The organism is Vreelandella profundi (genome assembly GCF_019722725.1).
GTDB classification, from domain to species: Bacteria; Pseudomonadota; Gammaproteobacteria; order Pseudomonadales; family Halomonadaceae; genus Vreelandella; species Vreelandella profundi.
In genome coordinates, this window is sequence record NZ_CP077941.1 from 2,430,513 (window position 1) to 2,456,076 (window position 25,564).

Below are 25,564 nucleotides of genomic sequence, written 5' to 3' on the forward strand. Positions count from 1 at the left end.
CATCACCTCAAGCCATCGATACCTGCCCCAGAGTTTATCTGGCTGGAACGTATTATCCATGGAAATACTGTTCAACTTACTGATCCTGGGCAGCCTACTACTCTCTATTATTGCGTTTGTGCAGTGGTTTTCTGCGCGCACAGCCTTCCCTGAAGCGACGTTACTGGCGCTAGTGGGCATTGCCCTCGGCTTTTCTTACGCCACGCTATCAACGCTGTGGCCAGAAATACACCAGTTCGACCCGCTATTGACCGCATCGCTACCTGCCGAAATCTATCTGTGGATCTTTCTGCCTCCCTTACTTTTTCAAGCGGCACTGAGTGTCGATGTCCGCGAAATGATGCCGAATGCAGCGCCTATTCTGCTGCTGGCAGTGGTCGCCGTTTTTATTGCCACCGGCATGGTCGGCGTCTCGGTGTGGCTACTGGGCGGCGTGGCGCTCTCGGCAGGCCTGCTGCTAGGGGCGGTCATTGCGACGACCGACCCATCGGCAGTGATTGCGATTTTTCGCAGCGTGGGTGCCCCAGCACGACTGATACGCTTGGTTGAAGGAGAAAGTCTGCTCAATGACGCTGCCGCCATTGCCATCGTCGGCGTGCTGGTGGCATCGCTCACCGGCAATGCTGCCGCTGCCACGTGGCAAGCAGGCGCTTGGGCTCTTGCGGCCGACTTCGGTGGGGGGCTACTGTTTGGCGCCGCGGCCGGCAGAATTGGCGCTGCCGTGCTGGCATTTTTTGGCAATGATGGCAAAGCACAAACGGCGCTAACGCTTTCGTTGCCCTACCCTGTTTACCTTATTGGCGAAAGCATTGGGGTGTCGGGCGTGGTGGCGGTGGTGGCCACGGGGCTAGTGCTCAGTGGCCTAGGGCGAACGCGCACCTCGCCCGCCAACTGGGCGTATTTACAGCTACTTTGGGCGCAAATTGCCTCGCTCGCTGGTGCCACCGTGTTCCTGCTCGCCGCACTGCAGGTGCCGAAAATGCTAGAGGGCATCACGCTTGAATGGCTGCCAATGCTCGCCGTCGTTATCGTTGCGACACTGCTGGCCCGCCTAGTGGCTTTATTCGGCTTTTTGCCACTGCTCAGCCGGCTCAAACTTTCTGCCCCTATCAGCGCCAGCTACAAGCTAGCCATTACCTGGGGTGGATTGCGCGGCGCGGTGACGCTCGTGCTGGCTCTGGGAATAGCGGAGCAAACGGCGCTCCCCGAACAGATCCGCCACTTCGTGGCTATTTTGGCTACCGGCTTCGTGCTATTCAGCCTGTTAGTTAACGGCGCCAGTCTGCGCGGTGTTATTCGCTGCCTCAAGCTCAATAAGCTAAGTCACCACGACAGCGCTCTTCAGCAGCAAGCGATCCGCCTATCGACCACGGATGTCGAAAATGCTGTCAAGCGCACCGCGCACAATCTTCATATTGCCCCGTCAATCACTGAGGAGGTCATTGCACGCTACCACCGCGATATGGCCATTGAAACGGCACCGCTCGATCTTGATCAAGCCCTTCCAGAGCGTGACCGCATGACCATCGCCCTGGTCACGCTGGCAATTCGAGAACGCGACCTTATTCCCCGCTATGGCAGCGGCGTCACCAGCATTCACAACCTGGATGCCATGATGCATAACAGTGGCAGAACTATTGATGCCGTCCGCTCAGACGGCCGTATTGGATACAACCGAGAAGCACGTAACATTCTGGCCACCAGCCTTTGGCTAAAACCAAGCATCTGGCTTAACCGCCACCTGCACATACGCTGGCCGCTGGCGAGGCTGCTGACCAACCGTTTCGAGCTGCTGATTTGCCGTCGTGCCGCGCTTGAGGAGCTGCGCCATTACAATGCACAGCGGCTAACGCCGCTCTTTGGCGAGCGCATGTGCGCCTTGCTTGATGAGATACTCGACGTGCGAATTATCGCGGTTGACCAGGCGATCCAGCAAACGGAAGCACAGTTTGGCCCCCATGCGTATCGTCTTGAACAGCGCATGCTACGACTTTTTGCGCTTCGCCGAAGCACTGAGAGCATGGAAGAAATGGTACAAGACCGACTAATTTCTCAGCAGGTTTTCGACGATGTTCAGCGCGGCTTGCATCGCGCTTGGCGCAATGCCCTTGATCGGCCACATCTTTCACACACCGCTGAGGCGCCATTTTGGGAGCAAGAAAAAACGACACCAGAGGCTTCAAAAGATAAATCGCCGCCAAAAAAGACTAGCGGTGAGCCAAAATAAGCGTGGTCAGAAAGTGCTGTCGACCACGCTGGGCAGGCTGCCGATATGATTCCTGGCACGAAGCAGTTGACGAGCGAAATATCTCTGGTATCATTCGCCCCCGTTGAAAGGCTACGTAGCTCAGCTGGTTAGAGCACATCACTCATAATGATGGGGTCCCCTGTTCAAATCAGGGCGTAGCCACCAAACGAATTTAAGCAGTACAAAAAAGCCCGCTGATCACATCAGCGGGCTTTTTGCTTTGCTCTTATCTATTTCTACCTGCTTATTTCTACCTGCTTATTTCTACCTGCTTATGTCTACCTACGCCAATCTGCGTCGGTTTTTCAGCTCAAGGCCGCTCGATTTAAAAACAGCGTCAGCGCGCGGGTCAAGTGCTCAACGTCGTAAGTACCCGCCGTTTCCCGGATGGAATGCATTGCCCACTGGGGAATGCCAACGTCAATGGTGGGAACGCCTAGCTCTGTGGCGGTAATCGGCCCAATCGTGCTGCCGCAGCCCATATCCGCTCGCGTTACAAACGACTGTACCGGCACGCTCGCCTCGCGGCACACATCTCTAAACAGCGCCCCTGTCACGCTATTGGTGGCGTAGCGCTGGCTAGCATTCACCTTGATCACCGGACCACCGTTAATCGCAGGGCCGTGACGCTCGTCATGCTTATCGCGAAAGTTAGGATGCAGTGCGTGAGCGTTATCACACGAAATCATGTAAGACGACTGAATCAACTGAATCAGCGATTCCTCATTCCCTTTACCACCCTCACGTCCGCCCACTTGAGCATTAATGCGCTTGAGCACGTCTGCTAAAAATGGCCCTTGGGCGCCACAGGCGCTAGCGCTGCCAACTTCTTCGTGATCATTGGCTACCAATACAGCGCCCTGGGTGCCATCGCAGGCTAACAGCGCTTCTAAGCCTACAAAACACGAAAGCAGGTTATCTAAGCGCGCACTTGCCACCAGCTGCTGCTTGACGCCGACCAAAGATGGCGGCTGCACATCATAAAAACTTAGTTCAAAATCAACTATCTCAATATCATTCAAGCCATGCTGCTCGCTTACCCATTGCGTCAACAGCTCGCTGAGTGTGGCCGTCTCACTCTGCATCAGCACGGGCGTCATTTGCGTCTGAGCATTCAGCGCGCGGCCGCTGTTCACATCGCGATCAAGGTGAATCGCTAGGCTCGGCACCATAGCAATCGGCTGATCAACGTTAAGCAGCACGCTTTCTAAGCGCCCATCGGCATGACGCACATGCACCCTGCCCGCTAATCCCAAATCACGGTCAAACCACGGGGCTAATAACACGCCGCCGTACACCTGCACGCCCAGCTGTAGCCAGCCAGCGGATCGCTGTGTCGCGTTGGGCTTTAAGTGCAGCCCAGGGCTATCGGTATGCGCACCGATCATGCGCAGGCTGGTTAATTCAGACGCAGGCAGCTGAAAAGCAATAATTGCCGAGTCGTTGCGGGTGACGTAATAGCGCTCTCCCGGCGTCAGCTGCCAATGTGCCTTCTCTTCCAGCCGCTGAAACCCAGCTTGCTCCAAGCGTGCCGCCATATTGCCTGCGGCATGCCATGGAGTCGGCGATTGGCGCAGAAAATCGCATAGACGCATTAAACGATCAGCGTTGAAAGTCTCGGACATGGAAATCCTCATAACAGTAATGATTGAGTCTCATCGTGCAAATGACCTGCTACAATATCCCTCGGCCTACGCAACTCATGGGTCATACGCGAGTCTAGGGAAGAATGAGTGTACACAAATCCGGGAGAGCTTGACTGATGAGCTTGTTTGCAACGCTTTCGCGTTCGGTCGCCCTGGCTGTCATGCTGGTTATTACCAGCCCAGCAGCATTAGCGCAACTTGAGCCGACCGACGAACAACGCCAGGCGGCTGTGGAAATCGCGGACTCACTCCGCTATGGCCACTATGCTGATATTAACTTTGATGAAGCGTGGTCAGAAGACGTCTTCCAGCGCTATTTAGATATTCTAGATAGTCAGCGAGCTTACCTGTTGCGGAGTGATATTGAGCCCTACCGTCACTTAGAGTCCGACATGGCAGACGCTATTTTCAATGGCGACTTGGACGAGGCTTTCGCTTTATACGATACGTTCAGTGAGCGGCAGCGTTCACGCTTAGAGTCATTGCTTGCACAGCTCGATGAAGGGCTAGATTTTGACTTTGAGAGCAATGAGCGCTTAGAAATTGATCGTGAAGATTCGCCATGGGCCTCGCGTAAAAGCGAGCTTGATGATCTATGGCGCAAACGCCTCAAAAACGATGCCCTCACGCTTGCGCTCACCGATCAGGATAACGAGCAGATTGAAAGCAACCTGCGCCAGCGCTACGAAGGCCAGCTCACTCGCATAGACCAAACAGAACCTGAAGACGTTTTCGGTGTGCTCATGGCCGCGATTACCAGCACCGTCGACCCGCATACCGGCTATCTTTCTCCTCGTCAAAGCGAGTCGTTTGATATTCAGATGAGCCTCTCACTGGAAGGCATCGGTGCGCTGCTTCAATCTGACGGTGAATACGTCAAAGTCGCAAGCCTAGTGCCCGGTGGCCCCGCAGAACGCGCTGGCGTCTTGGAACCGGCAGATCGCATTATTGCGGTTGGTCAAGAAGACGGTGAGATGGTTAACGTCGTCGGCATGCGCCTGGACAACGTCGTTGATCTCATCCGCGGCCCTAAAGACTCTGTCGTTCGCCTGGATGTGATACCTGCCCAGGCGGTTGATATGACGCGCTCACAAACCGTCGAAATCACTCGCGATACCGTTAGCCTTGAAGATCAAGCCGCTCACGGCGAAGTCATCGAGGTTGAGCGCGACGGCGAGCCGCACCGCCTTGGGGTTATCAATGTCCCTACGTTTTACGTTGACTTTGACGCATTCCAAGCCGGTGAAGAAGAATACCGCAGCACCACGCGTGACGTAGCGAGAGAAATCGATCGCCTCAAAGAAGAAGGCATAGAAGGCATTGTGCTGGATCTGCGCAACAACGGCGGCGGCGCACTGCAAGAGGCCAATTCGCTGATCGGCCTGTTTATCGATCGCGGCCCGACGGTGCAAGTACGCGATGCGCAGGGTCGTATTCAACTGTATGGCGATACCGAAGCCGGCACTCACTACGATGGTCCGCTAGGCGTTCTTGTCAATCGGCTGTCCGCCTCTGCATCAGAAATCTTTGCAGGCGCCATACAGGACTATGGCCGCGGCCTGATCCTGGGCACATCAACGTTCGGAAAAGGGACGGTGCAAACGCTTAATGAACTAAGCCACGGGCAAATTAAGCTAACGCGCGCCAAGTTCTATCGAATTTCTGGCGATAGCACGCAGAATCGTGGCGTTGAACCGGATATCCTTTTTCCGAGCTTGATTGATCCCGAGCGGATTGGCGAAAGCAGCTTAGATAACGCGCTAGCGTGGGATACCGTGCAAAACGTGCAGTATCGACGCTATGGTGAGCCAGAAACCGTGCTGGACAAGCTCATTGCCCAGCATGATACCCGGGCGCAGAATAATCCGAATTTCCGCTATCTGGAGCGCCAGTCGACGCTGGCCCGCCAACTTCGCGAGCAGTACACAAGCGTAAGCTTAAATCGCGAACAGCGAAAGCGTGAAATGGAAGCCCAAGAAGCCGAACAGCTTTCCCTGGAAAATCAACGCCGCCGTGCACTGGGCCTTGACGAGCTAGAAGAGTGGATGGATGCTCGCACCGAAGGCGTAGCCGGCGCGCTAGAAGAAGAGCCGGACGCTGAGAGCGAAGGCGAAGGCGAAGAAGACGATAAAACGTCCGTCGATCGCGCTCACGTGCTTGAGTCTGCAGAAATTTTACTTGATTACGCCAAGCTGCAAGACACCCGTCGATTAGCCGCTAAACGCTAATTCATCAGGGCTAACGAACGCCGGCACCTTCAAAGGGCCGGCGTTTTTTTATGCCAAATTAATGTCGTATAAACACTACTTGAAAGCACTTAATCGCCACAGGGCAGTTTGCAGGCAGCACTAAACACCCAGCATTATTAGGCAGCGGGCTAAGATATAGGGATACAATTAATGAGGGATAAAATACAGTAAGGCGGAAGGATCCTTGGCTGACACAGAAATAAACAACGCCAAGCGTACTAGATGGCTCCTCGAACAGGACTCGAACCTGTGACCCAATGATTAACAGTCATTTGCTCTACCAACTGAGCTATCGAGGAATCTTGCGCTATCTTCAACGGCAAACCGTAGACGATAGGTAAATAGGGCACTACAACTTGGCTCCTCGAGCAGGACTCGAACCTGCGACCCAATGATTAACAGTCATTTGCTCTACCAACTGAGCTATCGAGGAACATCATAAGTTGTGTGTTTAAAGCAGTGCTTTGAATAAATATTCAACCAGCCATTGCCAGCAAAATATTGGCTCCTCGAACAGGACTCGAACCTGTGACCCAATGATTAACAGTCATTTGCTCTACCAACTGAGCTATCGAGGAACTGCTCAAACACGGTGCGTAGTATACCCATAGAAATGTTATGGTCAAGTATCGATTATTGAGGAACGCTAGCCGCTGCTTTCTTGTATCCGTATAATACCGCCATTAAATAAAGATAACGGCCTGGTGACGATAAACACTGGCCGTACGATAACTTTCCATTCATCCTCGTCCCCCGACGACTCATAGACGACAGGTACCGATGGCGAAGAAGCTCTTCATCAAAACGCACGGCTGCCAAATGAACGAGTATGATTCCTCCCGTATGGCGGATCTGCTCGGTGAATCTCATCAGCTTGAACTCACGGATAATGAGCGCGAGGCGGATGTTATTCTGCTGAACACCTGCTCGATTCGCGAGAAAGCGCAGGAAAAGGTTTTTCATCAGCTGGGTCGCTGGAAAAAGCTCAAAGATGCCAACCCTGACTTAGTGATTGGCGTTGGCGGCTGCGTGGCAAGCCAGGAAGGTGAAGCGATTCGCAAACGTGCGCCCCATGTGGACATGATATTTGGACCGCAAACGCTGCACCGCGTGCCCTCCATGCTGGATGCTCGTAGCAATAATCAAATTGCAGCGGTCGACGTGACCTTTCCAGAAATCGAAAAGTTCGATCATCTGCCCAAGCCAAGCTCTGATGGCGCCTCGGCGTTTGTCTCGATTATGGAAGGCTGCTCAAAGTACTGCACCTTCTGCGTAGTGCCCTACACTCGCGGCGAGGAGGTTTCTCGCCCCTTTGAAGGGGTCATGGATGAAGTTATTCACCTGTCCGATCAAGGCGTGCGCGAAATAAACCTGCTGGGGCAGAACGTTAACGCCTACCGCGGTGAAAATCAGCTGGGCGATGAGATCGATCTCGCCGAGCTAATTGCCTGCGTCGCGGCGGTAGACGGCATTGACCGCGTGCGCTTCACCACCTCACATCCGGTTGAATTCACCGAAAGCCTCATCGATGCTTTCGCCGATATTCCTGAACTGGTGAGCCATCTTCATCTACCGGTTCAGTCCGGCTCAGACCGCATTCTCACGGCGATGAAGCGTGGCCACACGGCGGCGGAATACATTGATAAGATGGAGCGTATCCGCGCCAACCGCCCGGACATTAGTTTCTCCTCTGACTTCATTATTGGCTTCCCGGGCGAGACCGAAGAAGATTTCGAAGCGACGATGAACCTAATTCATCAAATCGGCTTCGATCACTCGTTTAGCTTTGTTTATTCGGCACGCCCAGGCACGCCTGCCTCAGGCCTACCCGATGAAACGCCGGAGAGTGTTAAAAAGCAGCGCCTAGCCATCTTGCAAGAACGAATCCTTCAGCAAACGGCACAGATTAGTCGCCGCATGATGGGAACCACCCAGCGTGTACTGGTTAACGGCTTTTCGCCACGTGACCCCGGCCAGCTTTCTGGGCGCACCGAGAATAACCGTGTGGTTAACTTCCGGGCAGCCAACCCTACCGAGCTAATCGGCTACTTTGTTGATGTTGAAATCACTGAAGCCTTCCCCAATTCGCTGCGCGGTGAGCTAGCGTCACCCGAGCGCTATTGAGGGTTCGTTTAGCACAATCGTTAACACAGGTAATTGCCCCGATCATGGTCGGGGCAGTAAGCTGAACACCACACACACTAACGAGGGGTTCCCCACTCTTGAGCCAGCCAACACCTCAGGCCAATCGCATTCTCACCTTAAGCCTTGAACCCAATGATCCGCAGCGCCTTGCTAGCCTTTGCGGCCAGCAGGACGAGCATTTGAAGCTGATTGAAAGCCGCCTGGACGTGACGCTGCGCAACCGGGGCAATGTGTTTCAGCTAGCCGGTGCTGCCAACCGTATTAAGGCCGCGGCCAACGTGCTGGAACATCTTTATCGCGAAACGGCAGCCAATGATCTTGACGCCGACACCGTGCATCTTTTCCTTCAGGAATCAGGGCTTGAAGCACTGGAAGACGAAGAGGAAAGCACCGGCAGTAGCGATGAAGTGATCATGCGCACACCGCGCACCATGATCAAACCTCGTGGGCTTAATCAGCAGCGCTACGTTAGTAGCATCCGTGAGCACGACATTAACTTTGGCGTCGGCCCCGCGGGCACGGGCAAAACATACCTTGCTGTGGCCGCGGCGGTCGAAGCGCTCAATCAGCAGGAAGTTCGGCGCATATTACTGGTACGCCCAGCGGTTGAAGCCGGTGAAAAGCTTGGGTTTCTACCGGGCGATCTGGCTCAAAAAATCGACCCTTACCTGCGTCCGCTTTACGATGCCCTCTACGAAATGATCGGCTTTGAGCAAGTGGCAAAGCTAATTGAGCGCCAGGTGATTGAGATTGCGCCGCTGGCCTACATGCGCGGTCGCACGCTCAATAACTCCTATATCATTTTGGATGAGAGCCAGAACACCACGCCGGAACAGATGAAAATGTTCCTAACCCGGATTGGCTTTGGCTCCACCGCGGTGATAACGGGCGACGTTACCCAGGTCGATCTGCCCAAAGGCCAGCGCTCAGGTCTGATCCAAGTACTCGACGTGCTAAAAGACACTCAGGGAATCGGCGTTACTCACTTTGCGGCCAAAGATGTTGTACGCCACCCGCTGGTTCAACGCATTATCGAAGCCTACGATATGTTTGAGTCCCAGCAGGAAGTCGAAGAGCGCGCTCGCCAAGAAGCACGCCAGCAAGAACGCGATGCACGTATGCATGCTCGAGAAGATTCATGGGACCGCTCACGATGAGCGAAAGAGCACTAAGCGAGATCGTGATTGATCGCCAGGCGGCTATCAACGAACCGCTGCTGCCTTCGCTGACACAGCTCACCCAATGGGTGGGCTGTGTTTTTGCGCACCACCCTGATGATCAGCGACGTGAGCTGACTATTCGCTTTGTTGATGAACTCGAAGGCCAGACGCTTAACCGTGACTATCGCGGCAAAGACAAAACCACTAACGTACTGTCGTTTCCCTTTGAGAGCCCGCCGGGTATTGAGCTACCCCTGCTAGGCGACCTAGTGATTTGTCACGCGGTCGTAGCCCAGGAAGCCAGCGAGCAAGGCAAATTATTGGAGCATCATTACGCGCACATGGTCGTGCATGGCACTCTGCACCTGATGGGCTATGACCATATTGATGACCAGGAAGCGGAGGAGATGGAGCAGTTCGAACGTGAGCTACTGGCAGAGCTGAATATTCCCGATCCCTATGAGACGGATACCGGTGCTGGCGATGACGACAGTCGCCCCGTGCATTAACAAGCGGCTGCCCTAATTATTGGAGCGTCCAATCACCTAGCAACGAATCTGGTACTATCCTTGCTCAGTTGATATAACAACTCCAGTGATACAACAACTCCAGCGATACAACAGCTTCAAAGATAAATTAGCCTCAGCAATTAATTAGCCACCTGACATTGCAACTGTCTGTCCGCAAACAAGAGATTTGACGCATGAGCGAAGATCGATCGAGCACCCCTAGTCAAAAATCTTGGCTCGAGAAACTCTTTGGCGCCCTTTCCGGAGATAATGACGAACCCAGCTCACGCGATGAGCTGATGACGTTTTTACGCCACACCGCAGGCAAATTAAAGCTTGATCAAGACGCCATCATGATCATTGAAGGCGCGCTTGATATTAGCGATCAGCAGGTACGTGAAGTGCTGATCCCGCGCTCGCAGGTGTCGGCAATAGCCCTAGATCAAGCAAGCGACGGCTATTTGCCGTTAATCCAAGAAACCGGCCATTCACGCTACCCGGTGATCGGCGAAAATTTGGATGACATCAAGGGCATACTGCTAGTTAAAGACTTACTGCCGCTACTTTCGCAGACGCAAGCTCAGCGCGACGCCTTCAAGTTAGACGACATCTTGCGCCCTGCCATGTTTATTCCCGAATCAAAGCGCCTAAACAGCTTGCTTAAAGAGTTTCGGGATACGCATAACCATATGGCGGTGGTCGTAGACGAATACGGCGGCACTGCAGGCATCATTACAATCGAAGATATTCTTGAGCAGATCGTCGGCGATATCGAAGATGAGCACGATACCGATGAAGAGGACGATATCCGCGAGACTGAGAATGGCCATTTCGCCATTCGCGCGCTAACCCCCATCGAAGACTTCAACGAACGCTTTGATACTGAGTTCTCCGACGACGACTTTGACACCGTCGGCGGCCTGGTCATGCAACAGTTTGGCCATTTGCCACGGCGAGGCGAACATACCATCCTCGGCGGCTGGCGATTTGTGATTCTCAACGCCGATACTCGCCGCATTCGCCTGCTTGAGGCATATCGTGATCAACGTCGTGATGAAGATGAAGACGACGACCAAGAAGACAAGCAGGCCTAGTCGACGCCACTCCATTGCCTCTCTGCCCACTCTCTCAAACTTTACCGACGATAGGTCATCGCTATGGGCTTACCCCCCGCGTTTTTGTTACAGCTGCTTGCTGCGCTGGTGGCAGGCGGCTTCACCACGCTAACCGCCTCCCCTTTCGAGCTATGGTGGCTAGGCCCCGTTGCGATTGCACTGTTGTACGTTGGGCTGCACACGCTAACGCCTGCTCAAGCGGCACTTAAAGGCTGGCTATATGGCGTTGCACTGTTCGCCAGCGGTACGTCGTGGGTATATGTATCGATCCATGACTACGGCTATACCGGGGTTCCATTAGCGGTATTTCTGACCGCCCTGTTTGTGACCGTTCTAGCGCTATTCTTTGCCGGCACGTTTTGGCTCTACCGGCGCTTTACATCCGCTCGCCTCGCGTTTATTAGCTTTGCTGGGGCCTGGGTGCTGGGCGAGATACTGCGAACCTATCTGTTTACTGGCTTTCCTTGGCTACTGCTGGGCTCTGGCTACGTTGACTCGCCGCTAGCCTCCTGGGCGCCCGTTGGCGGGGTCTACTTACTGTCGCTGCTGGTCGCGCTCAGCGGCGCGCTCGCGGCGGAGCTACTGCTACGCCGTCAGTGGTGGACGCTTGCCCCACTCGCCGCCATTTGGTTAATTCCTCTAGCACTCCCCGCGCTGTGGACCACGCAAGCCAGCGAGCCAACGCGGGTAGCATTGCTACAAGGCAACCTGCCGCAGCTGTTAAAGTGGACCTCAGAAGGTCAGCGCGTAGCTGCTAATACCTATAGCCAGCTGACCCGCGACGTTGCCGATGATGTTGATCTAATCATCTGGCCAGAAACGGCCCTACCCATGACTGAAGCTCAGGCGCGACCTGTATTGGAGCGGGTACAAGCAAATCTACCGCCCGGCGTCGCCCTGCTGACCGGCGTCGTTCAACGCGATGAGCAGGAACGCTACTTCAATGGCGTGATTGGCGTTGGCAACGTCGAAGGCAGCTATCAGAAAGAGCATTTAGTGCCTTTCGGTGAGTACTTGCCGATGGAAAGCTTATTGCGCGGGGCGATCAACTTTTTTGATCTACCCATGTCGTCCTTTACCAAAGGTGCGACTGAGCAAGCGCCCATGCAGGCAGCGGGAACCTATATTGGTAATGCGATATGCTACGAAATCATTTACCCAGGGTTAGTAGCCCGTCGCGCGCAAAGCAGCGACGTCATCGTAACCGTCTCCAACGACACCTGGTTTGGCGCCTCTATCGGCCCTAATCAGCACCTGCAGATGGCACGGCTACGAGCGCTAGAAAATGGCCGCTACGTGCTCCGCGCGACCAGCAATGGCATTACCGCCATTATCGACCCTACTGGCCATATCGTTGACCGTGCTCCGCAGTTTCAAACAGCCACGATTAAGGGCGAGTTCTACGCTATGGAAGGCTTAACGCCGTTTACGCGTACCGGAAGCTGGCCAGCGTGGCTGCTGGCGGGTGTGATGCTCTTAGCGGGCGTAGTTGCAGCACGAGGCGGGCGCCGAGCAGCACGCTGATAAGAAATGCCACCATGCGCGGCTGACTAAAAAAATGCCCCGAGTCCTGTGAAGGACTCGGGGCATTTCGTTGACGCCTGCCCTTAGCGAGCAGGTGCAAAGTGATTTAAGCAGGGCTGTTTTTCAGCGTTGCCATGTCAATCACGAAACGATAGCGTACATCGCCTTTTTCCATGCGCTCGAAGCCTTCATTAATCTTATTCATATCGAGCATTTCGATATCACAGGTAATGCCTTGGTCGGCGCACAGTTTGAGCAGCTCTTCAGTTTCAGCGATACCGCCAATTAAAGAACCCGCCACAACGCGACGTTTGAAGACCAAGTTGAACGCTTCAATAGCAGGCTCAATAGGCTCAAGCAAACCAACGATAATATGCGTACCGTCATACTTTAGCGACGTTAAGTAAGGGTTAAGATCGTGCTGAACCGGTATGGTGTCGAGCATGAAGTCGAAACTTTCAGCCACGGCATCCATCTGCGCCTGATCGCTGGAAACCACGACATGATCCGCACCGTTGCGCTTTGCTTCTTCAACCTTAGCATCGGAGCGCGTGAATACGGTCACTTCAGCACCCAGCGCTTTAGCTAGCTTAACACCCATATGACCTAAGCCGCCCATGCCAATCACGCCGACTTTATGGCCTTTTCCTACGCCGTGGTGCTTGAGCGGCGAATAGGTAGTAATGCCCGCACATAGAATCGGTGCCGCAGAGGCCAGATCAATACCATCAGGCATTTGCAGTACAAAGTGCTCACTCACCACGATAGCGTCGGAGTAGCCGCCCTGCGTCATGGTGCCGTCTTGGCGATCTTCACCACCGTACGTCATGGTAAAGCCTTCAAGGCAGTACTGCTCTACGCCGTCTTTACAGGCAGAACAAGTACGGCATGAATCTACCATGCAGCCTACACCAACTAGATCGCCGGCTTTGAAGCGCACGACGCTATCGCCAACAGATGTTACTCGGCCGACAATTTCGTGGCCGGGAACAACGGGGTACTGACTCATGCCCCAGTCGTTACGCGCGGAGTGCAGATCGCTGTGGCAGACGCCGCAGTAAAGAATTTCAATCGCCACATCATCGGGGCGCGGCTGACGACGTTCAAACGTAAACGGTGCTAGCGGCTTGTCGGCAGCAAACGCTGCATAGGAATGTACTTGTGGTAGCGCTTGGCTCATCGGTGGATTCCTCATCTTCAAAACATGGCCTTCTAAATCTGCCATTATTATTGGCCTAATCAGCGAGAATAGCGATAAACAAAGCTACGCCATTTTTGCCTATTCCTACGCACCTACGTAATTAAATAACAAAAATAACGCCAAAATAGTTATTATTATACAAAATCCACTATAAAGTGAGAAAAGCGTTCATGGCCTCTACCTCCCAGGCTGGCAATGCGCTGGCTGATGTTATCCAGCCCCTCGTTGAGGGCGATGGTATGGTTGCAACACCTTTAGCTGGCGTATCACTACTCTGCTTAAGCCGCCATCAAGTGCGCACGCCGCTGCTTTATGAGCCCAGCTTGATCATCATTGCTCAGGGACGTAAAACGGGCTATCTGGGCGATCGAGAAATCCATTACGATCCGGGCCATTACTTAGTACAAACACTGCCGCTACCCTTTGAATGTGAAACCTACGGTTCACCAGAGTCTCCCCTGCTGGGCATATCGGTACGCCTTGATCCTGCCCTATTAAGCGAAATGGTGACGGCCATGGGCGATATTGGTCATTATTCCCAGGCGCCGCTGCCAATGGCGTCTGTCGCCATGACAGAGGGCATGCAAAATGCCGTGCTGCGCTTAGCACGCTCGCTGCCTATACAGGTAGAGCATAGTACGATGGGCACAGCGCGCATTCGCGATGTGGTGTTTGAAGCACTAAAAGGAGAGCAGGGGCCCGCATTAAGGGCGCTGGTACTAGGGCACGGCCATTACTCACGCATCGTGCAGGTGCTCTCAAAGCTACATGCTAACGTTGCAGGTGAGTTTAGCGTAGAGCAGCTGGCCCAGCAGGCAAATATGAGCCCATCAACGTTTCACCAGCACTTCAAGCAGATCACGCGCTCGTCACCCGCTCAGTACTTAAAAAGACTTCGCTTGATCAAAGCGCAACAGCTGCTTGTGCAGGATAATCATAACGTCAATCAGGCCGCTGCGGCCGTTGGATACCGCAGCGTTCCTCAGTTTAGCCGCGACTATAAACGCTACTTTGGCGAACCGCCTTTGCAGCATCGCCGCCAAGAGCAGGCCTTACGGGCTTAAACTACATAGAGCGCTGATTAACGCCCGATGCTTACTTTTTAGCGCCCGATGCTTACTTTGCGAACACTTGGCTCATGTCTTTAAACGCTTTGAACTCGAGCGCGTTACCACAAGGGTCGAGCAGAAACATGGTGGCCTGTTCGCCTACTTCACCCTTAAAGCGTACGTAAGGCTCGATTACAAACTGGGTATCGCGTGCTTTTAAGCGCTCAGCTAACGCTTCCCACTCGCTCCACCCTAAAATCACACCAAAGTGCGGAACTGGCACGTTATGGCCGTCAACGGGGTTGGTATGCGCGCTGTCTTGGCCTGGCGTTTTAGGCTGCTCATGAATGACCAGCTGGTGACCAAAAAAATTAAAATCGACCCACTGCTCGCTGGAGCGCCCTTCTTCCAAGCCAAACACATCATTATAAAAGGCTCTTGCAAGCGCTACGTCGTACACGGGAATTGCCAAGTGAAAAGGTGAAAGGCTCATGAGCATCTCCTAAATCTTTGCGTTAGGTAAAATGGCTAGCGTCTTGCAAGGCCACGGTGTCATTATCCTAAGACGTGATATGCAAAAATAAAATCAATTGTTTTTTAACTAATCCACAAAAAGTATTTATGAATGATTCGTGAGCTCAAAACGTTGATTGCCGTTGCCCAGGAAGGCACCTTCGCAGCGGCAGGTAATAAAATAGGCCTGACGCAAGCCGCGATCAGCGCTCAAATGAAACGCTTGGAAAGCGCCCTTGGCGTGGCTTTGTTTGAGCGTAAAGGCCGCGTTGCAATACTGACTCAGCGCGGCCAAGAAACGTTGCAGCAGGCCCACTCGCTGCTTGCGCTTTATGGCACTTTAGGGGCTTCGCCCTCCGGTCAAGAGCTGAACACTCGCGTGAACATTGGCGCTATTGCCTCTATTCAACGTACGTTTTTACCCGACATTTTGGCCAACTTTCATCGCCGATTTCCTGAATGCTGCACCCGGGTAGTCCCCGGTCTTTCCATGGCGCTAATGAACCAGGTCGATGCCGGTGAGCTAGATATGGCGGTGATCATTCGCCCGCCGTTTTCGCTGCATAGCGATTTACGCTGGACGCCGCTTGCCCATGAGCCTTTTCGCTTAATAGTCCCGCGCCGACTACCGATTGAGTCTTGGCAACAGATGCTGGCTACTCACCCTTTTGTGCGCTATGACCGCGCATCTTTTGGCGGCCGGCAGGTGGATCGCTTTTTAAGAGACAATCACTGCCATGTCCGCGAGGTATGCGAGGTTGATGAGCTAGATGCCATTGTGCAATTAGTGGCCAATGGGGTGGGCGTGGCACTTGCCCCGCAGTCGGGAGCACTTAAACGCTGGCCTAAAGAAGTACGGGCTATTGATCTAGCCGAGCGGACGTTTCACCGCGACATTGGGCTCATCCACCGGGCTAGCGGGCATTTAAGTCCGCCCGCCGCTGCGCTCGCCGACTTACTTAACGGCTCCGCTCAAATCATCGAGCAGCCATTGAAGTAATCACAAAAAAGCAAAAAAAACGCCAGCTCAACAGAGCTGGCGTATTGGTACGTGAAAAGCGTTAGTTCACACGCATTAAGCGTCGGTCGTAACGTCTTGCTGCTCGGTGTCCTGTGCGTCGTTCATCTCAGCATCGTCCTCTTCAACGTCACCTTGAATCTCGTCTCCACCGCCGTTGGGTTGCGGCTCATCCGCACTGGTGTTTGCTTCTTCTTCCAGCGCTTCATCGCTGCCATTGGCAGCGGCCAAATTCGCTGGCTCGTCAAGCTCTAAAGCATTCGCAGTGTAAGCACGCACCTCACTCAACAACTCAGGATTTTCTGCGAGATGCTGGCCGTATGAAGGCACAATTTGACGCAGAGTATCTTGCCATTCGCTACTTTCCATCTGTGCTGGGAAGGCCGTGTCAAGCAAATTCAACATGATAGAAGGTGCCGTCGAGGCGCCCGGTGAAGCGCCCATCAGAGCTGACATGGTGCCATCAGCAGAGATGACGACCTCGGTACCAAATTGCAGAGTGCCGCCGTCTTCAGGATCATTCTTGATAATCTGTACCCGCTGCCCCGCTGTCCATAGCTCCCAATCATCTGGGTTGGCTTCTGGATAAAAGGCCTGCAAGGCTTCCATACGATCGCCATCAGACATCAGCACCTGGCCAACCAAATAGCGCACCAGGTTAAAGTTATCCAGGCCGACTTCCATCATTGGCCAAGTATTGTTGAACGTCATTGAGCCAAACAGGTCCGTCCAGGAGCCTTCTTTGAGGAACTTGCTGGAGAACGTCGCAAACGGGCCAAAGAACAACGCCGGCTCACCGTTAAGATTACGGTAGTCTAAATGCGGCACTGACATGGGCGGAGAACCCTCGCCAGCCTTTCCGTATACTTTAATTTGATGCTGAGCGACGACGTCAGGGTTCGTGGTGTAAAGGAATTGACCACCTACCGGAAAGCCTGCATAAACACTCGCTTCAGGAATACCCGATGCCTGAAGAAGCGGTAGCGCGGCGCCACCGGCACCAATGAAGACAAAGCGAGCGTCAACGCTGGTTTCATCGCCGCTTTCTAAGTTTTTAACCGTCACATGCCATGTATCGTCGTCATTGCGCTCAAGCCCGCGCACTTCGCTGTTCAACGACAAAGTGTAATGTTCGTTATCGCTTAGCGATTCAATCATCTGCTCTGTTTGGGCGCCGTAGTTAACCTCCGTCCCCATCTGCATTCGCGTTGCCGCAACGGGAGTATCACCATCGCGACCGGCCATCACGAGTGGCATCCACTCTGCGATCTCGTCACGGTCTTCAGAGTATTCCATATCAGCATAAAGCGGATTTTGTACCATGGTGGCATGACGCTCGCGCAGGAACGCGACGTCATCTTCACCCCAAACAAGCGCATGATGTGGAACGGTGTTGATGAAAGCGGCCGGATCACTCAAAACATCCTGGTCTACCTGATGCGCCCAGAATTGACGAGAAAGCTCGAACTGCTCGGTTACGTTGATCGCACGCTCAATTTCGACGTGATCGCCATCGCCCGGCGTATAATTCAGTTCCATAAAGGCGGAGTGGCCGCTGCCGGCGTTGTTCCAAGCATTCGAGCTTTCTTGACCCACTTGATCAAGGCGCTCAAAAAGCTGGATATTCCACTCAGGCTCTAACTCTTGTAGATAGGTGCCGAGCGTGGCGCTCATAATACCGCCACCAATCAACACGACGTCTACAGGCTCATCGGCTGAAATGGGCATAGCTGCTAGCGCTAAAAGCGGCGAACAGAGTAAAAGGTTGAAACGTTTTTGCATGTCATGCCCCTGGCGGTACATAAAGAACGTGCCGGAAAGATAGGCGTCCTTTATCGAGATAGGTATCATTTGTCGACGAAAGTCTAACAAAAATCCGCCACATCAGAAACATATGGCATCACTTAAATGAGAATGGATGGAATTTAGCGTATGAAACCAGAAGACCTGGAAAAGCTAGTGACACGCACCATGCCTTTTGGAAAGCACGCGGGTTGGCTCATTGCCGACCTCCCCGGCCCTTACCTGAACTGGTTTGCTCGGGAGGGATTTCCTTCAGGTGAAATCGGCCAGCTGCTACAGTTGATGCAGGAAATTGACCATAATGGCCTTAGTGAGCTGTTAGAGCCACTGCGCCAGAGACCCAGACAGCGTCAAGATTAGTGCTGGCTGCGTTCGCTGACCGCTCGCTGAAACTCAGCGTGATACGCCGCCTCATGCAGCGCTCTATCAGAAGGAAAGCGCCCAAGTGCAACGGCTAGTTCAAAAAAGCCTGCTGCCGGCAAGCCATTGCCTTGCCGGCTAACCACTAATGCGGCCATGAACGGCTTTTCTTGCGTAGCGTCTTCCCGCATTAACTGCTCAAGTGACTGAGTGACCTGGGCGATGGTACGAGGCGGGGTTAGCGACAGTGCTGAAGCGACCTGCTGATAGGTCATAGGCAGTGCCTCACGCGGTGCGCTCACGAGCAATTCGCGTAGCGCTGTTTTTATAGCGGTCATAAAAATCTCATTGATGGCGCAGTTGCGTTAACAATAGCTGAATACGATGTAATAAGGAGAAAACGTGACGACACGCCAAAAAGCCTCTCGCCCCAACCTTAGCCGCTGGCCGGGTGTGCTCGCAGGGTTAAGCATTGTACTGCTCATCGTGGCAGCCATGATGATGGCCGGATCAGGCCCAGCATACCGCGGTGAACATATCTCGTTAAGTGAGGCATTTATCTTACTACGCAACGGCGTCTATGCCGCCGGGGCAGCGGTTGCATTAAGCCTTGTGGCGCTTCTCGTTAGTGCGATCAAACGCCGCTCCACGCCAGCAGTGATAGCAACACTCGTTATTTTTAGTGCGGCAGCGCTGCTTTACGTGCCTTGGCAGCACTGGCAGCGTGCCCAGTCTCTACCCGCCATTCACGACATCACCACCGATATGCAAAATCCGCCTGCTTTTGAAGCATTAGCCAGCGCTCGCCAAGCAGCGCCTAATGCACTCGCTTATCCCGGCGAAGAAACCGCTCGGCAACAGCAAGCGGCTTATCCGGCGATAAAACCTCTCATTTTGAAGGCAACGCCCCCGGCAGTCTTGGCGGCGGCACAGGCAGAGGCAGAAGAAGCTGGCTGGCGAATTGCCAGGATTAGCGACGATCACATAGAGGCGACGGCCACGACACCCTGGTTTGGGTTTGAGGATGACGTTGTCATTCGCTTAACGGAACGCGAGGACGCAGTGCAGGTGGATATGCGTTCGGCATCGCGTATAGGCGCCAGCGATGTAGGTACTAACGCTGCGCGCATTCAAGCCTTTTTGGATGAATTAAAAGCGCGCCTCAACTAACGCTTTAATGTATTGAGCCGAGCCGGTGGCCACCTTCACGTGCTAGGATTTTCTCAGCGTCTAATGTGGCGATAGGCACCTGATGCCGCGTAGGAATATCGCCGGTCAACTGAAGCGCCTGATAGCGCAGCGCACAAACGCGTAAAAACGAGGTGAAGTTGCCCAAATCGTGCCCAGCGTCGATGGACTCATGATAAAGCCGAGTAATCATCTGAACCGTGTTCATGTCATCACGCTGAGCAATCTCTTCAAGAAGTTGCCAGAAATAATTCTCCATACGTACGCTGGTGACCATTCCGTCAATGCGCAGCGAGTGGGTAGCACTGCGCCACAGTTCGGGATTAGCGTTAATAAAGAGCTTACACATGGGCATTGTCTCTTAGCGGCTTAATGAGTGCGGGTCGCTTGCTAATAGCATAGCGGGCAAGCGCATAGTTCGCCCAGCACAGTGCTGGGCGAACGTCGTTATCTTGCCATTCAGGCTTACTTATTAAGCAACGCCATAAACTGGGCAAGCCAGGCCGGATGGGCTGGCCAGGCGGGCGCCGTGACCAAGTTACCATCGGTCACGGCCTCGGTTACCTCTAGATTAGCAAAGTGGCCGCCAGCTAGTTCTACCTCTGGCTGACAGGCCGGATAAGCGGAGCACTGACGCCCCTTTAACACGTTAGCCGCGGCTAACAATTGCGCACCGTGACAAACGGCGGCGACAGGTTTGTTGGTTTCAAAAAAGTGCTGAACCATCGCCAGCACATCTTTATTTAAACGCAGATATTCCGGGGCGCGACCGCCAGGTATCACAAGCGCATCGTAGTCGGCGGGGTTGGTGCTCGCAAAATCGGCATTCAGCGCAAAGCGATGGCCAAGCCTTTCAGAATAGGTTTGATCACCTTCGAAATCATGTATCGCGGTAGCCACAGTATCGCCCGAGGCTTTTCCAGGACAGATCGCATCCACACGATGCCCAACGGCCATGAGCGCCTGAAAAGGCACCATCGTTTCATAATCTTCAGTGAAGTCGCCGGTAATCATTAAAATGCGCTTACTGCTCATCTCATTACTCCTTATCGTTATTGGTCGAGCGATTGAGCACACGCCTAGCGTGTGAAACGAGACTAGCAAGCGCTTACCGGCAAGGGGTAGTAGTCCATTACTACAGAGCAACTTCTTCAGCTACCGTTACTTAACCCATAGCAACAGAAAGTCTTTTTAAGCAGGACGTTCAATAGCAAAGCGGTCGCTGATACGAAGGTAATCGCTACCGGCTAATCGACCCACGGGCTTGAGCCGTTCCATATCAACATGGCGGCCATCCCACAGCGCATCATCAATATGAATCGAGACCACCTGGGCAAGCACTAAGGTGCCTGCTAAGGGCTGGTCGCCAAAGCGAATCATATCGAACAGTTTGCAGCCAAAAGCAACCGGCGCGTTAGCAATCCGAGGGACGCTAACACCGGGCATGCTGGCTTTTTCTAGCCCGGCCAGCGCAAACTCGTCTTCGTCTGGCGGCACGCTTGCACTGGTGACATTGAGCGCCTCAACGAGCCCTTCACTGCCCACGTGGACGACACATTCTGCGACTTCATTTAAATTGCGGACCGTGTCTTTAAGCTCTCCACTGCCGTTTAGCAACGGTGAGAATGCCAGCACAGGCGGATTGACGCTGGCTACGTTAAAAAAGGAAAACGGTGCCAAATTGGCATTGCCGTGTTTATCTTGAGTCGCGACCCAGGCAATAGGGCGAGGGCAAACAGTGCCAGACAATAAGCGATATATAACACCTGGACTTAAGGGGGATTCATCTAGCAAGTAGTCGCTCATCGATAACGCCTTAATAGCTAATTTCGGGGTACGATCACTTTACAACAGCATTACTAGCGATGATGCGTTTTATAAATATTAGTGCGGCCAAGCAAGGAGCTCTCGCAATGAAGATTGCCATTCCCGACGATTATCAGGGCTGTGTTCACGATTTAGATGCTTTTCGGCAGTTGGAAGGTCACGACGTAACGGTTTATCACGACACCCTCACGGATGTAGACGCGCTGAGCGCGCGACTTAAGGACGCCGAAGCGTTGGTACTCATTCGTGAACGCACGCCCATTACGGCGGCCTTACTTGAGCGCCTGCCCAACCTCAAGGTGATTAGTCAAACCGGTGGCGGTGCGGCGCATGTTGATATGGCGGCCTGCCGCCGCCATGGCGTGACCGTGATGGCGGGCACCGGCTCGCCTAACGCCGCCGCGGAACTCACCTGGGGACTAGTGCTGGCCGCGATGCGCCATATCCCAGCCGAGGTTGAAAACCTAAAAGCAGGCCGTTGGCAGCGCACGCTGGGCACGGGGCTCAAGGGGCGCACGCTAGGTATTTTTGGCTATGGAAAAATCGGCAGCCTCGTCGCGCGCTATGGCCAGGCGTTTGACATGAAAGTACTGGTATGGGGGCGGGAAAGCACCCGCCAGCGCGCCATTGAGGCTGGCCTTGACGTTGCCAAAAGCCAGGCGGATTTTTTCCAGCGCGCCGATGTGTTAAGCCTTCACTTACGTTTGAACGATGATACCCGGGGTATCGTCACCGCTGAATCACTCGCCCAAATGAAGCCCACCTCACTACTGGTGAACACTAGCCGTTCTCAGCTACTGGCATCACAGGCGCTTGAACAGGCGCTACGCGCCGGACGCCCAGGTCAAGCCGCGATTGACGTATTTGATGCGGAGCCTGTCGTCACAAGCTCTCTGCTCGAATTGCCCAACTTAGTCGCCACACCGCACCTAGGCTACGTCGAAAAAGACAGCTATGAGCTCTACTTTGGCGATGCGTTTAGCAACCTACTGGCTTATATCAATGGGCAGTCAGTCAATAATTTAGCTGGCTAGAGTTGGTTAGTATCATTCAGCCAAGAAGCCCCGCCTCTGTGCCAATTGTGCTAGCCTTATAGGCTCATGAGTAACACAGAGGACATGAATGCTCACCATTTCCAGTAACGTTACCTTGGCTGATTGGGAGATTGATATCAGCCAGATTCGTGCCCAAGGCGCTGGCGGCCAGAACGTCAACAAGGTCGCGTCAGCAGTACACTTGCGCTTCGACATTCTGAGTTCCACGCTGCCACCACTCTACAAAGAAAGGTTAATGGCGTTGTCCGATCAGCGCATTAGCAAAGAAGGCGTGGTGATTATTAAAGCCCAGAGCCATCGCAAGCTTGAGCTAAATAAAGAAGATGCACTGGCACGTTTAAGAGAGCTGATACGGAGTGCCACCAAACCGCAAAAAATTCGCCGTGCCACTAAGCCCACTAAAGGCTCACAACGCCGACGGGTTGACCACAAAACCCGCAAAGGTAAAGTCAAATCGCTGCGCGGCAAAGTATCTGCCTCATAAGCCATCGCTCGATACTTAACGCCAAAGAGCTTTCAATCATGACTAAAACCCATGCACTCGCTAAGGTGCGGCCTATTTCGCCTTGCGTACAAATCTGCCAAATAGAATCGTCAACATCGGTGTGCGAAGGCTGCGGCCGTACACTAGATGAAATAGCCTGCTGGGGAGCCATGACCGAAGCTGAAAAAGCCCCGGTATGGAAACGGCTGGAAGCAGAAGGTTACGTCTCAGACTCGGTGCGCTGATGACGATCACGCAATATATGATGTAGCTCGCCACAGGCCACCATAGGGTCGTCACAGTTGATAACGATATCAGAGTGAGCCAACAAGTAGCTGCGACCGGTGATAGTGTTTTCGACGACCTGATAATCGCCCTCTTGATGCGTGCCAGTGAAGGTGCCGATAAAGCCCGTCTCACGCAGCGAAACGGTCTCCAGCTGATCCCCCACGCTCAGCCGCCCTTCATAGTTCATTAGCGCTAAGCGTGCCGACGTACCGGTACCTGTGGTGCTGCGGCAAATAACGCCAGGATGAACATAAGTGGTGGAACGTGAGCGTATATAACTCTCTGCTATCTGCTCCTCAGGGCCCATAAAGTGTAAAAATGGCAATGGCCCTACATCACCAAGCGTGTAGTGGGAGAAGCCACGCTGCGCTTTAATTGCCTCAACAATTTTATAAGCGCATTCAGCCAGCGCTCGTTCCTCATCACGCACTAGCTTAAAACCAAGCTCAGTAGCATCTACCAACGCATAAAAGCCACCGCTATAAGCGATTGAGTAGGTCACATCGCCAATACTCGGCACGTGAATCGTAGCGCGATGGGTGTCGATATAACTGGGCAACCCGCTGCAGGTAACCGATTCGACAACGCCGTTATGCACCTGCGCTTCAATTTGCACGAGGCCCGCGGGCGCTTCTAGCTTGAAGCGCTGAATACCTTCTTGCTTAGGCACAATGCCGCTCTCTAGTACCGCGGTGGCCGTGCACAGCGTATTGGAGCCAGAGTAAATGGGGTAACCCATCACTTCCATAATGATGTAACCCGCGACGGCCTCCGGATGGCAGGCTGGCACCAACAAATCGACCGACATTTCCGGTACGCCGTAAGGCTCTTCTAGTAGCAGGCGCCGCAAACCGTCGGCGTCATCGCGCAGGTACTCCATCTGTTCGCGCACGGTGGCACCCGGCAAACTATCAATGCCTCCCGTAACAATACGGCTAACGTCGCCACCGGCGTGAGTATCCATTAACTGAATGGTGTGAAAATTATGCACTAGCGTTGCTCCTGAGCGTCGGAAGAGATGTTTTCAAGAGCGAACAGCGCACCGTGCGAGGCCCACTGTGAATCGGGAACCAGCACAATTTTGCCCAGATAGTTGCTACCCCGATTTACAAAATAGCGTTCGGCAGCGTGTAGCTCGGAAAGTTTAAACGCTGCGTGAAGCACAGGCTTTAATTGGCCGTCGCGAATCCAGGCAACAAGCTGTTCAGCCTCTTCACGGGTACCGTGAGAAACGCCAAACATCTGCACCTGATAAAGATAAATGCGGGTCCACATCATTTCGCTGAGATTGCCACCGCTGGCACCGGCTATTGAAAGCCGCGGATAGCTCTTACGGCCCTGCATATCGACAATCATGGTATCGATAAACAGGTTCGTCATCTCACCACCCACCAGATCCATCACTGCATCAATCGGTTTGCCGTCAGTGGTAGCCAGCACTCGCTCAACAAACGTCGGCAAGTCGCCACGATCAATCACCGCCTCTGCGCCGAGTGCGCTTAGCGCAGAGGCTTTATCACGCTGGCTGACGGCATAAGGGATGGCTCCAACGATGCGGCACAGCTGAATGAGCGCCGTCCCCACGCCACCGCTGGCGCCGCTTACCAGCACCCGCTCACCGGCACCTATATTGGCAGCTGTCATCATGTGGTAAGCGGTTTGATACGAGCACATACCCATCGACGCCAGCTCAGCATCGCGCAGCTCAGGATTCGGAACGGCGTAAAACTGATCAGCAGGTACGGCGATATATTCAGCAAAGCCACCGTCAGCCCCGTGGCCGTAATAATCCGGCGTTAGATTAATATCGCGACGCTCGTCAGCGTAGATATTAAAATCGAGCAGACCCCGCTCACCAATACGCTCGGCGCCAACACCTTCACCCACGGCTACCACGCGGCCTGCCACGTCAGCGCCCTGAATACGCGGAAAGGTAAGCGTTGGCGTGCCGCCCATGGCAAACGACGTGACGTCGCCCTTGTCTTTGGTGGGATAAAGGCCTTCCCGGGCTTTTCGATCCGTGTTGTTCTTGGCCGTGGCGGTTACCTGCACCAGTACCTCACCTGCCCTGGGTTGCGGCGTAGCGACATCCTGATGGTATTCCAATTTATCGATATCCCCATGCCCCGTTAAGAGCATGGCGGCCATCGTCGCTGGTACCATCTGTGCAGTATCGGCCATA

Annotated in this window: 24 protein-coding genes and 4 tRNA genes; 15 read left to right on the plus strand and 13 right to left on the minus strand. The window is 53.8% G+C overall.

The window, feature by feature from the left end; translation table 11 throughout:
• Positions 1-58: 58 nt before the first annotated feature.
• Together KUO20_RS11195 and KUO20_RS11200 are read left to right on the plus strand one after the other, a co-directional pair.
• A complete protein-coding gene (locus KUO20_RS11195) occupies positions 59-2,227 on the plus strand; it encodes a cation:proton antiporter (protein ID WP_235039941.1) in 2,169 nt (722 codons plus the stop codon).
• A 109-nt stretch (positions 2,228-2,336) separates the two neighbouring features.
• Positions 2,337-2,413, plus strand: a tRNA-Met gene (locus KUO20_RS11200).
• 140 nt (positions 2,414-2,553) lie between these two features.
• Here KUO20_RS11200 and KUO20_RS11205 read toward each other — a convergent pair.
• The gene (locus KUO20_RS11205) at positions 2,554-3,873 is read right to left on the minus strand and encodes a M18 family aminopeptidase (RefSeq protein WP_235039942.1); all 1,320 of its coding nucleotides are present in this window, start codon (positions 3,871-3,873) and stop codon (positions 2,554-2,556) included.
• A gap of 137 nt (positions 3,874-4,010) precedes the next feature.
• Between KUO20_RS11205 and KUO20_RS11210 the strand changes: the two genes are divergently transcribed.
• A complete protein-coding gene (locus KUO20_RS11210; protein WP_235039943.1) occupies positions 4,011-6,122 on the plus strand; it encodes a carboxy terminal-processing peptidase in 2,112 nt (703 codons plus the stop codon).
• 244 nt (positions 6,123-6,366) lie between these two features.
• Here KUO20_RS11210 and KUO20_RS11215 read toward each other — a convergent pair.
• The 3 genes from KUO20_RS11215 to KUO20_RS11225 form a co-directional block, all read right to left on the minus strand.
• Positions 6,367-6,442 (minus strand) — tRNA-Asn (locus tag KUO20_RS11215).
• A 58-nt stretch (positions 6,443-6,500) separates the two neighbouring features.
• A tRNA-Asn gene (locus KUO20_RS11220) sits at positions 6,501-6,576 on the minus strand.
• Between the two features lie 69 nt (positions 6,577-6,645).
• A tRNA-Asn gene (locus KUO20_RS11225) sits at positions 6,646-6,721 on the minus strand.
• A 202-nt stretch (positions 6,722-6,923) separates the two neighbouring features.
• Between KUO20_RS11225 and miaB the strand changes: the two genes are divergently transcribed.
• The 5 genes from miaB to lnt all read left to right on the plus strand — a co-directional run bounded on the left by miaB (position 6,924) and on the right by lnt (position 12,596).
• Complete coding sequence (miaB, locus tag KUO20_RS11230; protein WP_235039944.1) at positions 6,924-8,267, plus strand: tRNA (N6-isopentenyl adenosine(37)-C2)-methylthiotransferase MiaB; 1,344 nt, start codon at positions 6,924-6,926, stop codon at positions 8,265-8,267.
• A 98-nt stretch (positions 8,268-8,365) separates the two neighbouring features.
• A complete protein-coding gene (locus KUO20_RS11235; RefSeq protein WP_235039945.1) occupies positions 8,366-9,445 on the plus strand; it encodes a PhoH family protein in 1,080 nt (359 codons plus the stop codon).
• The gene (gene ybeY / locus KUO20_RS11240) at positions 9,442-9,957 is read left to right on the plus strand and encodes an rRNA maturation RNase YbeY (protein WP_235039946.1); all 516 of its coding nucleotides are present in this window, start codon (positions 9,442-9,444) and stop codon (positions 9,955-9,957) included. The genes KUO20_RS11235 and ybeY overlap by 4 nt, the downstream gene beginning before the upstream one ends.
• A 194-nt stretch (positions 9,958-10,151) precedes the next feature.
• Positions 10,152-11,051: an HlyC/CorC family transporter gene (locus tag KUO20_RS11245; RefSeq protein ID WP_235039947.1), complete on the plus strand. Its 900-nt coding sequence runs from the start codon at positions 10,152-10,154 to the stop codon at positions 11,049-11,051.
• A 63-nt stretch (positions 11,052-11,114) separates the two neighbouring features.
• The gene (gene lnt, locus KUO20_RS11250) at positions 11,115-12,596 is read left to right on the plus strand and encodes an apolipoprotein N-acyltransferase (RefSeq protein WP_235039948.1); all 1,482 of its coding nucleotides are present in this window, start codon (positions 11,115-11,117) and stop codon (positions 12,594-12,596) included.
• Positions 12,597-12,702: 106 nt separating this feature from the next.
• Here lnt and KUO20_RS11255 read toward each other — a convergent pair whose 3' ends face one another.
• Positions 12,703-13,776, minus strand: coding sequence for an NAD(P)-dependent alcohol dehydrogenase (locus tag KUO20_RS11255; RefSeq protein WP_235039949.1), 1,074 nt, complete (start codon positions 13,774-13,776; stop codon positions 12,703-12,705).
• A gap of 191 nt (positions 13,777-13,967) precedes the next feature.
• Here KUO20_RS11255 and KUO20_RS11260 point away from each other — a divergent pair, with 191 nt between their 5' ends.
• The gene (locus KUO20_RS11260) at positions 13,968-14,861 is read left to right on the plus strand and encodes an AraC family transcriptional regulator (RefSeq protein WP_235039950.1); all 894 of its coding nucleotides are present in this window, start codon (positions 13,968-13,970) and stop codon (positions 14,859-14,861) included.
• Positions 14,862-14,913: 52 nt separating this feature from the next.
• Here the strand turns inward: KUO20_RS11260 and KUO20_RS11265 are convergent, their stop codons facing one another.
• Positions 14,914-15,339 carry a VOC family protein gene (locus KUO20_RS11265; RefSeq protein WP_235039951.1) on the minus strand — a complete coding sequence of 142 codons (426 nt, stop codon included), beginning with the start codon at positions 15,337-15,339 and terminating at the stop codon, positions 14,914-14,916.
• A gap of 132 nt (positions 15,340-15,471) precedes the next feature.
• Between KUO20_RS11265 and KUO20_RS11270 the strand changes: the two genes are divergently transcribed.
• Complete coding sequence (locus KUO20_RS11270) at positions 15,472-16,359, plus strand: LysR family transcriptional regulator (RefSeq protein WP_235039952.1); 888 nt, start codon at positions 15,472-15,474, stop codon at positions 16,357-16,359.
• Positions 16,360-16,434: 75 nt separating this feature from the next.
• On the opposite strand, the gene mqo is transcribed toward KUO20_RS11270, so the two are convergent.
• Positions 16,435-18,159: a malate dehydrogenase (quinone) gene (mqo, locus tag KUO20_RS11275; protein ID WP_235039953.1), complete on the minus strand. Its 1,725-nt coding sequence runs from the start codon at positions 18,157-18,159 to the stop codon at positions 16,435-16,437.
• Between the two features lie 150 nt (positions 18,160-18,309).
• Here mqo and KUO20_RS11280 point away from each other — a divergent pair, with 150 nt between their 5' ends.
• Positions 18,310-18,540, plus strand: coding sequence for a DUF3820 family protein (locus KUO20_RS11280; protein WP_096282316.1), 231 nt, complete (start codon positions 18,310-18,312; stop codon positions 18,538-18,540).
• On the opposite strand, the gene KUO20_RS11285 is transcribed toward KUO20_RS11280, so the two are convergent.
• On the minus strand, positions 18,537-18,878 hold the full coding sequence (locus KUO20_RS11285) for a hypothetical protein (RefSeq protein WP_235039954.1): 342 nt from the start codon (positions 18,876-18,878) through the stop codon (positions 18,537-18,539). The genes KUO20_RS11280 and KUO20_RS11285 overlap by 4 nt on opposite strands.
• A 64-nt stretch (positions 18,879-18,942) precedes the next feature.
• On the opposite strand from KUO20_RS11285, the gene KUO20_RS11290 reads away from it, so the two are divergent.
• Positions 18,943-19,710, plus strand: coding sequence for a DUF1499 domain-containing protein (locus KUO20_RS11290; protein WP_235039955.1), 768 nt, complete (start codon positions 18,943-18,945; stop codon positions 19,708-19,710).
• A gap of 4 nt (positions 19,711-19,714) precedes the next feature.
• Here the strand turns inward: KUO20_RS11290 and KUO20_RS11295 are convergent, their stop codons facing one another.
• The 3 genes from KUO20_RS11295 to KUO20_RS11305 form a co-directional block, all read right to left on the minus strand.
• Positions 19,715-20,077 carry a ribbon-helix-helix domain-containing protein gene (locus KUO20_RS11295; protein ID WP_235039956.1) on the minus strand — a complete coding sequence of 121 codons (363 nt, stop codon included), beginning with the start codon at positions 20,075-20,077 and terminating at the stop codon, positions 19,715-19,717.
• Between the two features lie 116 nt (positions 20,078-20,193).
• Positions 20,194-20,763, minus strand: a complete 570-nt coding sequence (locus tag KUO20_RS11300) for a DJ-1/PfpI family protein (RefSeq protein WP_235039957.1) — start codon at positions 20,761-20,763, stop codon at positions 20,194-20,196.
• Between the two features lie 156 nt (positions 20,764-20,919).
• On the minus strand, positions 20,920-21,534 hold the full coding sequence (locus KUO20_RS11305; RefSeq protein WP_235039958.1) for a flavin reductase family protein: 615 nt from the start codon (positions 21,532-21,534) through the stop codon (positions 20,920-20,922).
• 107 nt (positions 21,535-21,641) lie between these two features.
• On the opposite strand from KUO20_RS11305, the gene KUO20_RS11310 reads away from it, so the two are divergent.
• The 3 genes from KUO20_RS11310 (at position 21,642) to KUO20_RS11320 (ending at position 23,339) form a co-directional block, all read left to right on the plus strand.
• The gene (locus KUO20_RS11310; protein ID WP_235039959.1) at positions 21,642-22,589 is read left to right on the plus strand and encodes a D-2-hydroxyacid dehydrogenase family protein; all 948 of its coding nucleotides are present in this window, start codon (positions 21,642-21,644) and stop codon (positions 22,587-22,589) included.
• An 88-nt stretch (positions 22,590-22,677) separates the two neighbouring features.
• Positions 22,678-23,094, plus strand: coding sequence for an alternative ribosome rescue aminoacyl-tRNA hydrolase ArfB (gene arfB, locus KUO20_RS11315; protein ID WP_235039960.1), 417 nt, complete (start codon positions 22,678-22,680; stop codon positions 23,092-23,094).
• 38 nt (positions 23,095-23,132) lie between these two features.
• Complete coding sequence (locus KUO20_RS11320) at positions 23,133-23,339, plus strand: DUF1289 domain-containing protein (RefSeq protein WP_235039961.1); 207 nt, start codon at positions 23,133-23,135, stop codon at positions 23,337-23,339.
• Here the strand turns inward: KUO20_RS11320 and KUO20_RS11325 are convergent.
• Positions 23,315-24,373 (minus strand): proline racemase family protein, encoded by a 1,059-nt coding sequence (locus KUO20_RS11325; RefSeq protein WP_235039962.1) that lies wholly within the window; start codon positions 24,371-24,373, stop codon positions 23,315-23,317. The two genes, KUO20_RS11320 and KUO20_RS11325, sit on opposite strands and share 25 nt — an antisense overlap.
• The gene (locus KUO20_RS11330) at positions 24,373-25,563 is read right to left on the minus strand and encodes an alcohol dehydrogenase catalytic domain-containing protein (RefSeq protein ID WP_235039963.1); all 1,191 of its coding nucleotides are present in this window, start codon (positions 25,561-25,563) and stop codon (positions 24,373-24,375) included. Before KUO20_RS11330 ends, KUO20_RS11325 begins: the two co-directional genes overlap by 1 nt.
• Between the last annotated feature and the right edge of the window lies 1 nt (position 25,564).

Coding starts and splice junctions, on each gene's coding strand:
- arfB (WP_235039960.1), top strand. CDS start 22,678: ATGCTCACCATTTCCAGTAACGTTACCTTGGCTGATTGGGAGATTGAT.
- KUO20_RS11270 (WP_235039952.1), top strand. CDS start 15,472: ATGATTCGTGAGCTCAAAACGTTGATTGCCGTTGCCCAGGAAGGCACC.
- KUO20_RS11205 (WP_235039942.1), bottom strand. CDS start 3,873: ATGTCCGAGACTTTCAACGCTGATCGTTTAATGCGTCTATGCGATTTT.
- lnt (WP_235039948.1), top strand. CDS start 11,115: ATGGGCTTACCCCCCGCGTTTTTGTTACAGCTGCTTGCTGCGCTGGTG.
- KUO20_RS11280 (WP_096282316.1), top strand. CDS start 18,310: ATGAAACCAGAAGACCTGGAAAAGCTAGTGACACGCACCATGCCTTTT.
- ybeY (WP_235039946.1), top strand. CDS start 9,442: ATGAGCGAAAGAGCACTAAGCGAGATCGTGATTGATCGCCAGGCGGCT.
- KUO20_RS11195 (WP_235039941.1), top strand. CDS start 59: ATGGAAATACTGTTCAACTTACTGATCCTGGGCAGCCTACTACTCTCT.
- KUO20_RS11245 (WP_235039947.1), top strand. CDS start 10,152: ATGAGCGAAGATCGATCGAGCACCCCTAGTCAAAAATCTTGGCTCGAG.
- KUO20_RS11300 (WP_235039957.1), bottom strand. CDS start 20,763: ATGAGCAGTAAGCGCATTTTAATGATTACCGGCGACTTCACTGAAGAT.
- KUO20_RS11305 (WP_235039958.1), bottom strand. CDS start 21,534: ATGAGCGACTACTTGCTAGATGAATCCCCCTTAAGTCCAGGTGTTATA.
- KUO20_RS11285 (WP_235039954.1), bottom strand. CDS start 18,878: ATGACCGCTATAAAAACAGCGCTACGCGAATTGCTCGTGAGCGCACCG.
- mqo (WP_235039953.1), bottom strand. CDS start 18,159: ATGCAAAAACGTTTCAACCTTTTACTCTGTTCGCCGCTTTTAGCGCTA.
- KUO20_RS11255 (WP_235039949.1), bottom strand. CDS start 13,776: ATGAGCCAAGCGCTACCACAAGTACATTCCTATGCAGCGTTTGCTGCC.
- KUO20_RS11295 (WP_235039956.1), bottom strand. CDS start 20,077: ATGTGTAAGCTCTTTATTAACGCTAATCCCGAACTGTGGCGCAGTGCT.
- miaB (WP_235039944.1), top strand. CDS start 6,924: ATGGCGAAGAAGCTCTTCATCAAAACGCACGGCTGCCAAATGAACGAG.
- KUO20_RS11330 (WP_235039963.1), bottom strand. CDS start 25,563: ATGGCCGATACTGCACAGATGGTACCAGCGACGATGGCCGCCATGCTC.
- KUO20_RS11210 (WP_235039943.1), top strand. CDS start 4,011: ATGAGCTTGTTTGCAACGCTTTCGCGTTCGGTCGCCCTGGCTGTCATG.
- KUO20_RS11320 (WP_235039961.1), top strand. CDS start 23,133: ATGACTAAAACCCATGCACTCGCTAAGGTGCGGCCTATTTCGCCTTGC.
- KUO20_RS11260 (WP_235039950.1), top strand. CDS start 13,968: ATGGCCTCTACCTCCCAGGCTGGCAATGCGCTGGCTGATGTTATCCAG.
- KUO20_RS11310 (WP_235039959.1), top strand. CDS start 21,642: ATGAAGATTGCCATTCCCGACGATTATCAGGGCTGTGTTCACGATTTA.
- KUO20_RS11265 (WP_235039951.1), bottom strand. CDS start 15,339: ATGAGCCTTTCACCTTTTCACTTGGCAATTCCCGTGTACGACGTAGCG.